Below are 13,100 nucleotides of genomic sequence, written 5' to 3'. Positions count from 1 at the left end.
CCGACGGCCGCGCCGGAGGCCGCGCCCGGCACCGGTGCGCCGCTGGACGGGGTGACCGTCGTCGAGGTGTGCCGCCGTGTCCAGGGCCCGCTCGCCGGGCACCTGCTGCGGCTGCTCGGCGCGCGCGTCGTCCGCGTCGAGCCGCCGGGCGGCGACCCGATGCGGGGCATGCCGCCCATGGCGGGCGGCACTTCGGCCCGCTTCACCGCCCTGAACGGCGGCAAGGAAACGGTGGAGGCGGATCTCACCACCGCCTCCGGCCGCGCCGCGGTACGCGAACTCGTCGCGGGGGCGCAGGTGTTCCTGCACAGCCTGGCCCCCGGCAAGGACCGGCGGTCCGGGCTCGACGCCGACACCCTGACCGCCCACCGACCCGGCCTGGTGCACGCCGCCGCCTCCGGCTGGGGCGACGAGCGCGGCTCCCGGCCTCCCGTCGGCACCGACTTCCCCGTACAGGCGTGGACGGGCCTCGCCGCCCTGGTCACCCCGCCGGGACTGCCGCCGACACCGTCCCTGCTCACCCTCACCGACGTGCTGGGCGGCGTGATCTGCGCGGAAGGCGCCGTCGCGGGACTGCTCGCGGCCCGGCGGACCGGGCGCGGACAGGCCGTCACCTCCTCGCTGCTGTCCGCCGCCCGGCTGCTGTGCGGGCCGCGGTTCCGCTCGGCTCCCGCGCGGGCGACGGTCCCCGACCGCGCCGACCTGGCCGACCTCGCGGCGGACCCCCGTCTCGCGCCCGCGCTCGGCCGCGACCTGTGCATACTGGCCGCGAACCCCTGGGAGTTCCACCGATGACGACTCCGGTGGAGACGCCGACCGACGAGACAACTCCCGTACGGGCAGCGGCCGGGCGCACCTGGCGGTCCCGCGACGGCCTCGTGCTGCGCGACACCGTCCCGGCCCCGCTGCGGCGGCGCTGGGCCCGGCGCGAGGAGTGTCCCGACACGGGTCTGTACGCGGCCTTCGCGGAGCATGTGCGCGACCACGGCGACCGGACGGCCGTGCGTACCCCGGACGTCGCGCTGACCTACCGCGACCTCGACCTGCGGGTACGCGCGATGGCGTCGGCGCTGGGCGCGCTCGGCGCGGGTCCCGGCGATGTGGTCGGCATCCGGCTGACCGGCGGCTGGCCCGCGCTGGCCGCCGACCTCGCCGTCGCCGCCCTCGGCGCGGTCGCCCTTCCCTGGCCCACGGGGCAGGGCACCCGCGAGAGTCACGCCCTGCTGGAACTGTCCCGGGCCCGCTATCTGGTGAGCGACACGCCACTGGACCACCGGCACGGACCCCTCCCGTACCTGGAACGCCTCACCACGGTCGGGGAACTCCTCTACGGCGACCCCGACGGATGCGTCCCCGCCGTCGTGGACCCCGAGGACCCGGCGCGCGTCCTGGTCTCCTCTGGCTCCGAGGCCGCGCCCAAGATGACCGCCTACAGCCACAACGCGCTGCTCGGCGGACGCGGCACTTACGTGGACGCGGTGCTGCGCGGCACCGGCACCAGCACCAGCGCCGGCACCGGTGACGGCGCCGGGGACTGCCCGGCCGCGCTCGTCCTCGTCCCGCTCGCCTCCTCCTTCGGCTCCTTCGGCCTGGTCGCCCTCGCCCGCTGCGGCGCGACCCTCCACCTGCTGGACCGCTTCGACCCCGGCGCCGCCCTGCGCGCCGTCACCGACTGGCGGCCCACCCACGTCGTCGCCGTACCCACCATGCTGGGCCGGATCGCCGACCACCCCACCGTGCCCGGCGAGGACCTGGGCTCGCTGCGGGCCGTCGTCTCCAGCGGCGCCCCGCTCACCTCCACCGTCCTCGCCGCCGCGCTGCGCCGCTTCGGCCGCCCGGTCACCAACGTCTACGGGTCGAGCGACGGCGTGAACTGCCGTATCACCTGGACCGGTTCGGACGGCGACGTCCGCCGCGTAGGACACCCGGACCCGCGCGTCACCGACCTGCGCGTCTGCGGCGCGGACGACCGGCCGCTGCCCGCGGGGCACAGCGGCGAGATCCAGGCCCGGGGCCCGATGAGCCCGCTGGCCTACGTGGGCGCCGCCGACCTCGACCTGCGCTACCGCACCGACGACGGCTGGATCAGGACCGGTGACCTCGGGGTCTTCGACGCCGACGGTTCGCTGCGCGTCCTGGACCGGATCAGGCAGACCGTGATCCGCGGCGGCTGGACGATCAGCCCCGCCGAGGTCGAGGAGGAACTGGACACCCACCCGCACGTCGCCGAGGCCGCCTGCGTACCCGTCCCCGACCCGGATCTCGGCGAGCGGCTGTGCGCCTTCCTGGTCCAGCGCCCGGACACGGCGCCGCTGACGGTCGCGGAGCTGTCCGCGTATCTGACCGGCGAGCGCGGTCTGGCCCGGCGCAAGCTGCCCGAACTCGTGCTGCACCTGGACCGGTTGCCGCTCGGGGCCACCGGCAAGGTCTGCCGCCGCACCCTCGCCGCCGCGGCCCTCGCCCGCCAACCAGAAGACCCGGTACGCGCCCCCCGGCGCTGAGCAGCGCCTGAGCCACACCGCACCGCAGGAGGAGCACCCGCCCATGGAACCCGCGCCCGTACTCGACACCGCGGCCAGGCCCCCCGTCGGCGCCGTTCCCGCCGTCGACACCTCGCCGATCGCGCCCGGCAGTCGGCGCGCCTACGCCAAGCTGGCCAAGCTCGACATCCTCGACTACTACCTGAGCGTCCCGCTGGCCGCCGCGATGCTCGTCCCGTTCGGCGTCGCCACCGGGGCCGGGCTCGTCACCGGGGCCGGTCTCCGGCCCGAGGCCACGGGACGCACCGCGCTCGTGCTGGTCCTGTTCTTCCTGGGCGAACTGGCCATGGTGGCCGGGATGGTGGCCTTCGACGACGTGACCGGCTACCGCGACGGCAGCGACGCGGCCAACTACGGCCCCGACGCCGCCGCCCGCCGCCTGGCCCGTAAACCGCTGGTCGCCGGGACGCTCACCGAGCGGCAGGCGATCCGGTTCGGCTGGGCGTCGGTCGCGCTGTGCGCGCTGTTCTGGGGCGCGGCCGTCCTTGCCGCTCCCGCCCGGCCGCTGTGGGCGGTGCTCGGCACGGCGGCCTGTGCGCTCTTCGGGTTCCAGTACTCCTGGTGGCTGAAATTCAGCTACCGCGGCGGCCAGGAGATCTTCCTGGCCGCGCTCGGCTGGGGCTATGTGCTGCCGCTCTTCGGCCTGCTGAACGGCGGCGCACCCGGCTTCGTCGTCGTGCAGGCGCTGCTCTTCGGGCTCGGCCCCGTGCTGTTCGGCGTCTACTCCAACATCAACGACCGGGACGGGGACCACGCGGTCGGACGGCTCACCGTGGCCGCCGTCGCCTCCGAGCGCGGCAACTCCGCCTTCATCGCCGGGGTCTGCGGGCTGGAGGCACTGCTGATCGTCGTCCCCGCCGCCCTCGGGATCGCGCCGTGGTGGTTCCCGCTGCTCATGTCACCCGTCCTCGTGCTGCGCGCCCGCCAGTGGGTACGCGGCAACCTGCGCGCTGACGTCCTGGGGGCCCGCACCCTCGGCATCCGGCTGCACCGGCTCGCCACCGCGCTGATGATCGCGGCCGACCTGCTGCTGGCGGTGACCCGGTGACCAAGCCCCTCGACCCCGGCATCGCCTTCGACGCGCTCGCCCGCCGCGGCTCGCCGACCGTCGTCCACCTCAGCCGCCCCCTCGACCTCGCGCCCGAGGAGGGCACCCGGTGGACGGTGCCCCAACTGGCCGGCCTGGTACGGGACACCGCCGCCCGGCTCGCCGCGGCGGGAGCGGGCCCCGGCGACCACGTGGCCGTCGTCAAGCGCAACCACTGGGACTACGTCCTGCTCGCCTGCGCCGCCGTCCGGATCGGCGCCGTCCCCGCGCTGCTCTCCGACCACCTCGCCCCCGAGGTGCTCGACACCCTGCTCGAACGGCTGCGCCCCGCCGTCCTGGTCACCCAGACGCACCTGCTGCGCAAGGCCGCGCGGGCCGATGTCGAGCTCGCGCGCCACACGGCGTGCACGGTGACCCTGGACAGCGCGAGCCTGCACGACTCGGTACCGGACGACCCCCGGCCGCGGCAGCCGGTCCGCTCCTTCCACGACCTGCCCGCACGGCCGCTCGCCCCGATCCACCGCCGCGGTGACGGAGAGCCGCTGGCCGTGCACCACACCTCGGGAACCACCGGCGTGCCCAAGCTGGTCGTCCACTCCACCACGACACTGATCCGGCGGCTCGCCGGATTCGAGGCCCGGCGCTGGCCCGTGGTCACCGCGCGCGGCGGCGACACCGTCGCCAGCGCCATCTCCTTCGCCCACGGCCGCGCGCTCGCCTGGACCGTCAGCGCGCTGTGGCACCAGCCCCGCGAGGTGGTGATCGTCGCCGACTCCGATCCGGACGCGGCCCGCCGCACCCTGGCCGCGCACCCGCCCACCGTCCTGGAAGCGCTGCCCTCCACCTATGTGCGCTGGCAGCGCCTGGCCGCCGAGCCCGAGAGCCCTTTCCGGTACGTGCGCATGTACATCTCCACCTTCGACGCCGTCCACCCGCCGACCGTACGGGCCTTCCTCGACGCCAGCCGGCGCGCCCGGCCGCTGTGGATGCAGGGCTGGGGACAGACCGAGACCGGGCCGCTCACCTTCCGCTTCCTCACCCGGGGGGCGCTGGCCCGCCGCGCGGAACGCCACCCCACCACCCGCGACCTGGGCCGCCCGGTCCCCGGCTGGGTGGGCCTGCGGGTGGTGGACCCGCGGACCTTCCGACCCGTGCCGCGCGGACAGGTCGGCCTCGTCCTCACCCGGACCAAGGCCCGCTGCCTCGGCTACCTCGGCGAACAGGACCGCTGGGACGAGAAGGCGCACGGGCCCTGGTTCAACACCGGTGACCTCGCGGTCCGCACGCGCGGCGGCTCGCTGATCCTGCTGGACCGGGAGGTCGACATGATCCCGGGGCTGAGCTGCGTGGAGCTGGAGGACGTCCTGCACGACCGGCTCCCCGAGGTCGAGGAGGCCGTCGTCCTCGGCGTCGTGGACCGCGACCCGCAGACCGTCCTGGTCGTCAACGCGCCGATCGACCCGGCCCGTTGGCGGCACGCCGTACGCGACCTGCCCGCACTCGCCGAACCCCTCACGGTGGACTGGGACGCCGTCCCGCGCACCGCCACCGGCAAGGTCCGCCGCCATGAGCTGCGCGACCGCTATCTGGCCGGCACCGCCACCCACGGAACCGGGAGATGGACGTGACGGACCTCGACGTCGCGGTGGTCGGCGGTGGAATCGGCGGTCTCGCCGCCGCCTACCGGCTGCAACGGGCGGGCCGGTCCGTGCGGGTCTTCGAGGCCGCCCCGCGCGTCGGCGGACGCATGGCCAGCTCCCTCGTCGACGGCTGCCTCGTCGACGAGGGAGCGGAGACCATCGCCACCCGCGGCTACCAGGCCACCTGGCGCCTCATCGGCGAACTCGCCGTGCCGCCGGAACACCTCACCCCGGTGCGGGCCGGCTTCGCCCTCTGGCACGAGGGCCGCGCCCACGCCCGGCTCGGCCACCCGGCGGGGTTGCTCACCGGCGCGGGCATGTCCTGGCGTGGACGGCTGGACTGGCTGCGCTTCACCGCCCGACTGCTGCGCCGACGCGAGGACTTCGACGCCGACCGGCCCGAACTCGCGCCGCCCGGCACGGCCACTCTCGCCGAGTACGCTCGCGCCTACCACCCCGACCTGCACGACCGCCTGCTCCAGCCGCTGTCGGGCCACTGCTTCGGCTGGCACTCGGAACGCTCCGCCGCGGCCCCCATGCTCGCCACGCTGCTCGCGGTCGGCGGCGCCGGAGCCCGCTGGACCACCTACACCACCGGCATGGACACCCTCCCGCGCGCCCTGGCCGAGCAGGTCCCCGTACAACTCGGCACCTCCGTCAGGGCCGTTGAGCGCGTCGGCGCGGACGAGGCACGCCTGCACCTCGCCGACGGCACGGCTGTGACGGCGCGTCAGATCCTGATCGCCGTACCGGCACCGGTCGCGCTGTCCCTGTACGCCGACCCGCCGCCCGACGAACGCGCCTATCTGGCGGCCTGTTCCTTCACCCCCATGCTCAAGGCCGTCTGCCTCCTCGACCGTCCGCTGCCGAGCCCCACCCGCGCCCCCAGCTACGCCCTGTCCGTTCCCGCGACCGAGAGTCGTATCTGCGGCGGGCTGCTCCTTGACCACCTCAAGGCCGAGGGCCGCGTCCCGCCCGGCCGCGGGATGGTCAGCCTCTTCGCCTCGCCCGCGATCGGCCCCCGACTGCTGGACGCGGACGACGCCGAGGTCACCCGTACGCTCGTCGCCGAGGCCGAACGCTTTCTGCCGGGACTCGGCGAGGCCACCACCCGCACGCTCGTGCACCGCTTCCGGTACGGCCTGCCCGAAGCAACCCCCGCCGCGCTGGGCTTGCGCGCGGCCTTCGCCGCCCGGCCCGCGGGGCCCGTCGACTACGTCGGTGACTGGACTCTCCTGCGGCCCAGCAGCGAGGGCGCGGTCCGTTCGGCGGAACTGGCCGCGCGCCGCGTCGCCGCGCGTACGGCCCACCCCTGTCGTCCGAAGCGCGCGGTGAGCCCGGCACCGACCGGCCGACCCGCCTGATTCGGCGCGCATGTCCCACCCGCTAACACGTTCAATGGAGGTATCCGTCATGCGTCGAAGCACCACCATGATCGCGATGGCCGCCGCGGCCGTCATCGGTCTCGGGGTCACACCCGCCCAGGCCGCCACCGGCCAGGTCGTCGTCTTCTCCGTCGAAGGCCAGCCGCTCAAGGTCTACCAGGACCCCACCGGCTGTCAGCGGCTCCCGTCGCTGGCCCACGTGCTGGACAACCTCACCGACCAGCCGGTCAGGGTCTTCGCCGACCCCTTCTGCACGGTTCCGGCGACCCTCCCCACCACCGGCGTCGGCGTCCTTCCGCCCGGTTACGGCACCCACGTGACCGGAGTCGGCAGCTTCTCCGCCTGACCCCGGTCGCCGTGAGCGCCCGCCGTACCGCCGCCGTCGGGGCGAGGGCGGTGGTACGGCGGGGCGGTCGGCCCGCTCGCGGATGCCGGGGAACCGCCGGGCGAGCCGGCGCCGCGGGTCAGACCGTGGCCGGGAGGGGCATGGGGGTGGGGCGGCGACGGTCGCGCAGGGCGGCCGACAGCACCGACACGACGATGCCGCCGAAGGCCCAGGCGCCCAGGATCCACAGGGACCTGGTGATGTCGTGCCCGTCGAAGTAGACGGTGTTGCGTACGACGGTCGTCCCGGCGCCCGGCGGCAGGATCTGGCCGATGGCCCGCCAGAAGGGCGGCAGGAGTGCGGCCGGATAGACCCCGCCGGAGCTGGGATTGCCCAGGACGGTGAAGATCAGGATGGTCAGTCCGAGGCCGATGGTGCCCGCCACCGACTGGAGGGCGACGCCGACCGCGCCCGAGGCGAACACGATCAGGGTGCCGATGCCGACCAGGTCCCAGAAGGCGCCGGGCAGGCAGTGCAGAACGGGACCGACGATGACCGCGCCGCCGATGCCGGAGACGAAGGCGTAGGGCAGCATCGCGGTCAGCCGCACCAGGACGCGGCGCAGGGTGGGGCGCGCCGACCCGGCCGCCATGTTCAGCGCGGACGCGGCCAGATAGCCGCCGATCGTCCAGCTCAGGACGAGGTAGAAGGACGACAGGCCGCGCGAGTCGCCCTTCACCGGCGGACGGATGTCGCGTACGACGACCTGACGGTGCTGCGCCTGCCCCGCCAGCCGCACGACCTGGGTCGCCGCGTCCGAGGCGGAGGGGCCGCCCGCGGACGCGACCAGAACGGTGTCCGTCGTCCCGCGCGGGTTGACGACGACGGCGGCGTCGGTGCGCCGGTCCAGCAGCCTGGCCCTGGCCTCGGCGCGGTCGGCGACCGCGACGGCGTGCACCGGCTCACCGGGAAGGGCGTTGAGCCGGGCGACCGCGTCCTGCGCCGCGGCCCGCGGCGCGACCACGACGATCGGCACCCGGTGGGGCTTGGGCGAGTGGAAGGCGCCCATGTAGGACAGCGCGAAGCCCAGTTGCAGCAGGAGCACGCCCAGCATGACCAGGACGGCCCTGAAGGTGATCGCGTCCCGCAGCTCCTCCACGATGCCGTGCCTGCCCGGCCTGTCGAGTACGACCCGACTGCTCCCCGTGCCCGTCAACGCCGTCCGCCCTTCTGGTGCGCCGGGGCCACGAGCCCGGCCGAAGTCGTCAAATCCTCGGCTCCGCGTCGGCGTCCGTCGCCGGGGCGCGCCCATGGCGCCCGTCCCGGCAACCCGTTCGGCTCAGCCGCCGAGCCAAGCCGAGCCTTCGGCCAGCCCAGGTCCCGAGGCCATTGCGGCGGTAAGGGTTGGGTATCAGTCATGCGGCATCTGCAACCGCTGGGGCGGTCGTACTCTCCTACTAGTGCGACCGGCGAGATGGGGAGACTCGATTGATCACGGCAACGGCGGCTGACACCGCCGCTCAGGGCTCGCGTAAACGGCGGGTGGCGAAGGGGATGTTGGCGCTGGCGCTCGGCGCCGTCCTGCTGGGGGCGACTGCCTGTAGCGGGAGCGCGGGAGCGTCGACCGACAAGGGAAAGCAGGACGGCAAGGGTTCGGCCTCGGGCGGTGCCACGACGACGCCCGCCTCGCAGGTGGCGCTGAGCATCGCGCCCAAGGACGGCGCGACCGGGGTGGACACCACGGGGGCGCTCAACATCACCGCCGCCAAGGGCAAGTTGGTGAAGATCGCGGTGACCGACGCCGCCGACCACCGGCCGGTCGACGGCGCGATATCGGCGGACGGCACCAGTTGGAAGCCGTCCGGGATTCTGCACACCGCGACCAAGTACACCGTGAACGCGGAGGCGGTGGACTCGGCCGGGCGCAGCACCGTACAGCGGACGTCGTTCACCACGCTGAAGCCGCAGGCCGTCAACTACGGCGTGTTCAACGTGGATCCGGGCTCGACGTACGGCGTGGGCATGGAGGTGTCGATCCGCTTCAACAAGCCGGTCGCCGACCAGGCCGCGACGCACAAGGGGATCACCGTCACGGCGGACCCGCAGGTGCCCGTCGAGGGCCACTGGTTCGGCAACCAGCGGATCGACTTCCGGCCGGAGCAGTACTGGGCGCCCGGCACCAAGGTCACGCTGCACATGAACCTCAACGGTGTGCAGATGTCGCCCGGTGTCTACGGCCAGCAGTCGAAGGACGTGAGTTTCACCATCGGCCGCTCGCAGACCTCGGTGGCCGACAACACCGCGAAGACGCTGAAGATCTACCGGGACGGGAAGCTGTACAAGACATACCCGGCGAGCCTCGGTGACCCCCAGCACACCACGTACAACGGCAAGATGGTGATCGAGGAGAAGGACCCGGTGGTGGACATGGACTCCCGCACCGTGGGCCTCGGCAACTCGTACCACATCAAGGACGTGCCGCACGGCATGCGGCTGTCCGACTCGGGGACCTTCGCGCACGGCAACTACTGGCGCCCGGTGTCGGTGTTCGGGCACGAGAACACCAGCCACGGCTGCGTGGGTCTGCACGACGTGAAGGGCGGCGGCGACCCGAACACCCCGGCCGCCTGGTTCTACAGCCACTCGCTGATCGGCGACATCGTCGAGGTCGTGCACTCGCCCGACAAGGTCATCGACCCGAGCAACGGCATCAACGGCTGGAACATGTCCTGGACCACCTGGGTGGCCAACTGACCTTCGGAGCAGCGTCCCTGAATCAGGGCACCGGCGGTCCCGCCAGATACGTGCCGTGCGTGTCGTACGGCCACGCGTTCGCCACGCAGCCGTGCAGTCCGTCGATCTGCTGCATCATCGCGGGCGCGGGACGTCCGGCACCCGGACACCCCTCGTGGCCGTGCCCGATGCGGTGGCCCACCTCGTGGTTGATGATCAGGGCGCGGTACTCGTGGAGCGGCCCGGGGAACTGCGGCGAACCGGTCCGCCAGCGCTTGAGGTTCACCACCACCTGGTCGCCGACGTCGCAGTTGACCTCGCCGCGGGTGTGCAGCCCGGCCGCCCCGCAGATCCGGTCCACGGTGTCCGGGCTCGCGATCTTCACCTCGAAGTCGTACGGGCCGCCGGAGACGAGCCGGAAGGCGTCGTGGCCGTCGGCGGTCCAGCTCCGCCGGTCGCCGAGGATGCTCTCGATCTCGCGCGCCGCGTCGGCGGCTCTGACGCCCGTGCCCTGCTCGACCTGCACCTTGTAGCGGCGCAGCGTGCCGGTGCCGACCGATTCCCCCGACGCCTGGGCGGTGTCGAAGACGCCGTTGCCGCCGGCGCCGGGCGGGGGCGCGGACGACGGCACGGACGCGGGCGCCCGCTCGGCGGGTGACAGCGAACGCTCGGACGGCGTCCCCGCCGGTTCGGTGGCGGCGGGCGCCGCGCCCGCCGATTCTCCGTCTGCCGCGGCCCCTCCGTTCCCGCCGTGCGCGGCGACCAGCAGCGCCCCGGCCACCCCGACCGCCGTCAGCGTGCCGAGCGCGTACGTCGTCCGCCGTCGCCTGCGCCGCCGTACGGTACCCAGTGACCGCCGCGTCCGGGCGGCGTCACCCCCCGCCGGCCCCGCCGATTTCCGTTTCTTCTCCCGGTGCATGGCTGTTCACACTGCGGTCCGCGTGTGATGGCCCTTGGCCCAGAAGATCACGAAAGCGTAACCACGGCGGCGGACGGCCGCTGTGTGACCCCTTCGTAACAGCTGCCCGGCCAAGCCCTTTACGCGGCCCTCCCCGCCCGGACCTCACGCATACTGACCCGCATGCCCCGCGTTCTGCTCGTCGAAGACGACCCCGCGGTCCGCAAGGGCGTGCAGCTGGCCCTGCGCCACCAGGGACACGACGTCCTCGCCGCCGCGACCGGTGAGGAGGGCCTGAGCCACCTGCGCCCCTTCCGGCCCGACGTCGTCGTGCTCGACCTCATGCTCCCCGGCATCGCCGGGCTCGACGTCTGCCGTCGCATACGCGAGCACGACCAGGTCCCGATCATCATCGTGACCGCGCGCGGCGACGACGTGGACGTGGTGGTCGGCCTGGAGGCCGGAGCGGACGACTACGTGGTCAAGCCGGTACAGGCCCGCGTCCTCGAAGCCCGCATACGCGCGGTGCTGCGCCGGATCGCCGCACCCGGCGCCGACGGCACCCGGCCCCGGCAGGAGTCGCACGGCGACCTGTCCATCGACCGCGCCGGGCTGCGGGTGTCCCTGCACGGCGAACCCGTACCGCTGGCCCCCTCGGAACTGCGGCTGCTGCTGACCCTGTCGGCCTCGCCGGGACAGGTCCTCAGCCGCCAGCAGCTCCTGGAAGCGGTCTGGGAGCACAGCTACCACGGCGACATCCGGCTGGTCGACGCCTGCGTGAAGCGGCTGCGCGGCAAGCTCGGCGGCGGACCCGGCACCGGCTCCGGCTACATCGAGACCGTACGGGGCTTCGGCTACCGCTTCCGCGCGCCGTACGCGCGGCCGCTCCAGCCGACCCCATGAGGTCCGCCGTCTCCAGGGTCCTCCTCGCGCTGCGGGGCTTGCGTACCCGGCTGGTGGTCGCCTTCGTGCTGGTCGCGGTCGTCAGCGCGCTGAGCACCGGGGCCCTCGCCTTCAGGGAGGCGCGGACCGGCGTGCTCCAGCAGAGCCAGGACGCGGTCATCCGGCAGTTCCGCGACAGCGTCGACGCGCTGGCTCCCGGGATCCCCGCGGAGCCCGACCAGGCGGCGATGGACTCGCTGGTCGCCCAGGTCGCGCGGGCCCACCAGTCGCAGCGCTGGCAGGTCCTGGCCACGTACGGGGAGCGCCGCGCCGGATCCGCGCCGCAGAACGCCTTCGAGCGGCTGACCCCCGAACTCCTCGCGTCGGTACGCACCCAGCCCGCCGCGGTCTTCCAGCGGGTGAGCACGGACAACGGTCCGGTCCTCGTCGTCGGCCTGCCGGTCGCGTACCGCGCCGGCGAGAACCAGTCGCTGACGCTCTCCGGCCTCGTCATGTACCTGGTGGTGCCGCAGGACACCGAGCAGGCGTACGTCCAGGCCATGATCACCGCCATCAAGGACGCCGCGCTGTGGGCCGTGGTCCTCGCGGTCGTCCTGGCGCTCTTCGCCGCGCGCGGCGTGCTGCGCCCGGTACGCGCCCTGCGCCGCGCGACCCGGCGGATGGCGGAGGGCCACCTCGACGTGCGGCTGGCCGTCAACGGCTCCGACGAACTCGCCGACCTCTCCCGGTCCTTCAACGACACGGCCGCCGCCCTGGAGCGCTCGGTGACCGAACTGCGGCGGCTGGAGGCGCAGGCCCGGCGCTTCGTCGCCGACGTCTCGCACGAACTGCGCACACCGCTGGCCGCGATGTCCTCGGTCACCGACGTGCTGGACGAGGGCGCGGGCCGCCTCGACCCCGAGACGGCCACCGCGGTCGGCCTGATCAGCGAGGAGACGGTACGGCTCGCCCGGCTCGTGGAGGACCTGATGGAGGTGTCGCGCTTCGACGCGGGCGCCGCGCGGCTCAACCTGGACGAGATCGACCTGGCCGAGTCGGTGCGCCGCACCCTCGCCTCGCGCGGCTGGCTGGAGGAGATCGACACCCGGCTGCCCGCGCCCGGCGCCCTGCGCGCCCGCGTCGACCCGCGCCGCCTGGACGTGGTGGTGGCCAACCTCGTCGGCAACGCGCTGCGGCACGGCGCGCCGCCGGTGGTGCTCTCGCTGAGCGCGGTCGGCGGGCGGTCCGCCGGGGGAGCGTGGGCGGTGATCGAGGTACGGGACGCCGGTCCCGGCATCCCGGAGGCGGCCCTGCCGCACATCTTCGAGCGCTTCTACAAGGCGGACACCTCGCGCAGCCGCAGCGAGAGCAGCGGCCTCGGCCTGGCCATCACGGCCGAGAACGTACGGCTGCACGGCGGCCGGATCACCGCCCGCAACGCCGGGGGCGGCGGCTCCGTCCTCACCGTCGAACTGCCGCTGCGCCGCGACTCGGCCGCGGGCCCCGCCGGCGCCGGGGACCGTGCCGCTGGGGTCCGGCCCGCCGACGCCGGGGTCCGCACCGCTGGGGTCCGCGCCGATTCCGCTGATTCCGCCGCCTTCGGCGCCGGGGACGTCCGATGAGGCGCGCCGCCGGTCTACTGGCCTGTC

Annotated in this window: 11 protein-coding genes; 9 read left to right on the top strand and 2 right to left on the bottom strand. The window is 74.1% G+C overall.

Annotated features, from left to right (window positions below):
* The 6 genes from BGM09_RS04075 to BGM09_RS04050 form a co-directional block, all read left to right on the top strand.
* Window positions 1–795: CoA transferase (locus BGM09_RS04075; protein ID WP_188279995.1), on the top strand; the 795-nt coding region annotated here is incomplete at its 5' end.
* Window positions 792–2,501, top strand: coding sequence for a class I adenylate-forming enzyme family protein (locus BGM09_RS04070; protein WP_188279994.1), 1,710 nt, complete (start codon window positions 792–794; stop codon window positions 2,499–2,501). The genes BGM09_RS04075 and BGM09_RS04070, both read left to right, overlap by 4 nt.
* A gap of 43 nt (window positions 2,502–2,544) precedes the next feature.
* A complete protein-coding gene (locus tag BGM09_RS04065) occupies window positions 2,545–3,588 on the top strand; it encodes a UbiA family prenyltransferase (protein ID WP_188279993.1) in 1,044 nt (347 codons plus the stop codon).
* On the top strand, window positions 3,585–5,216 hold the full coding sequence (locus BGM09_RS04060; RefSeq protein WP_188279992.1) for an AMP-binding protein: 1,632 nt from the start codon (window positions 3,585–3,587) through the stop codon (window positions 5,214–5,216). Before BGM09_RS04065 ends, BGM09_RS04060 begins: the two co-directional genes overlap by 4 nt.
* Window positions 5,207–6,592: a protoporphyrinogen/coproporphyrinogen oxidase gene (locus BGM09_RS04055; RefSeq protein WP_188279991.1), complete on the top strand. Its 1,386-nt coding sequence runs from the start codon at window positions 5,207–5,209 to the stop codon at window positions 6,590–6,592. The genes BGM09_RS04060 and BGM09_RS04055 overlap by 10 nt, the downstream gene beginning before the upstream one ends.
* Window positions 6,593–6,641: 49 nt before the next feature.
* On the top strand, window positions 6,642–6,959 hold the full coding sequence (locus BGM09_RS04050; protein ID WP_223186283.1) for a hypothetical protein: 318 nt from the start codon (window positions 6,642–6,644) through the stop codon (window positions 6,957–6,959).
* 118 nt (window positions 6,960–7,077) lie between these two features.
* Here BGM09_RS04050 and BGM09_RS04045 read toward each other — a convergent pair whose 3' ends face one another.
* On the bottom strand, window positions 7,078–8,052 hold the full coding sequence (locus BGM09_RS04045) for an ABC transporter permease (RefSeq protein WP_411158253.1): 975 nt from the start codon (window positions 8,050–8,052) through the stop codon (window positions 7,078–7,080).
* Window positions 8,053–8,492: 440 nt separating this feature from the next.
* On the opposite strand from BGM09_RS04045, the gene BGM09_RS04040 reads away from it, so the two are divergent.
* On the top strand, window positions 8,493–9,692 hold the full coding sequence (locus BGM09_RS04040) for an Ig-like domain-containing protein (protein ID WP_188279996.1): 1,200 nt from the start codon (window positions 8,493–8,495) through the stop codon (window positions 9,690–9,692).
* 22 nt (window positions 9,693–9,714) lie between these two features.
* On the opposite strand, the gene BGM09_RS04035 is transcribed toward BGM09_RS04040, so the two are convergent.
* Window positions 9,715–10,590 carry a DUF3152 domain-containing protein gene (locus BGM09_RS04035; RefSeq protein ID WP_188279989.1) on the bottom strand — a complete coding sequence of 292 codons (876 nt, stop codon included), beginning with the start codon at window positions 10,588–10,590 and terminating at the stop codon, window positions 9,715–9,717.
* A gap of 162 nt (window positions 10,591–10,752) precedes the next feature.
* On the opposite strand from BGM09_RS04035, the gene BGM09_RS04030 reads away from it, so the two are divergent.
* The gene (locus tag BGM09_RS04030) at window positions 10,753–11,472 is read left to right on the top strand and encodes a response regulator transcription factor (protein WP_188279988.1); all 720 of its coding nucleotides are present in this window, start codon (window positions 10,753–10,755) and stop codon (window positions 11,470–11,472) included.
* Window positions 11,469–13,073, top strand: coding sequence for a sensor histidine kinase (locus BGM09_RS04025; protein WP_223186282.1), 1,605 nt, complete (start codon window positions 11,469–11,471; stop codon window positions 13,071–13,073). Before BGM09_RS04030 ends, BGM09_RS04025 begins: the two co-directional genes overlap by 4 nt.
* The last annotated feature ends 27 nt before the right edge of the window (window positions 13,074–13,100 follow it).

Origin of the sequence: Streptomyces sp. CBMA29 (genome assembly GCF_014596445.1) — a bacterium.
Taxonomy (GTDB): Bacteria; Actinomycetota; Actinomycetes; order Streptomycetales; family Streptomycetaceae; genus Actinacidiphila.
This window is presented reverse-complemented; position numbering and strand designations above follow the sequence as displayed.

Bases quoted from the DNA above. Each gene is read 5' to 3' on its own strand.
- BGM09_RS04045 (WP_411158253.1), bottom strand. From the start codon at position 8,052: ATGCTGGGCGTGCTCCTGCTGCAACTGGGCTTCGCGCTGTCCTACATG.
- BGM09_RS04065 (WP_188279993.1), top strand. From the start codon at position 2,545: ATGGAACCCGCGCCCGTACTCGACACCGCGGCCAGGCCCCCCGTCGGC.
- BGM09_RS04025 (WP_223186282.1), top strand. From the start codon at position 11,469: ATGAGGTCCGCCGTCTCCAGGGTCCTCCTCGCGCTGCGGGGCTTGCGT.
- BGM09_RS04035 (WP_188279989.1), bottom strand. From the start codon at position 10,590: ATGCACCGGGAGAAGAAACGGAAATCGGCGGGGCCGGCGGGGGGTGAC.
- BGM09_RS04055 (WP_188279991.1), top strand. From the start codon at position 5,207: ATGGACGTGACGGACCTCGACGTCGCGGTGGTCGGCGGTGGAATCGGC.
- BGM09_RS04030 (WP_188279988.1), top strand. From the start codon at position 10,753: ATGCCCCGCGTTCTGCTCGTCGAAGACGACCCCGCGGTCCGCAAGGGC.
- BGM09_RS04070 (WP_188279994.1), top strand. From the start codon at position 792: ATGACGACTCCGGTGGAGACGCCGACCGACGAGACAACTCCCGTACGG.
- BGM09_RS04040 (WP_188279996.1), top strand. From the start codon at position 8,493: ATGTTGGCGCTGGCGCTCGGCGCCGTCCTGCTGGGGGCGACTGCCTGT.
- BGM09_RS04050 (WP_223186283.1), top strand. From the start codon at position 6,642: ATGCGTCGAAGCACCACCATGATCGCGATGGCCGCCGCGGCCGTCATC.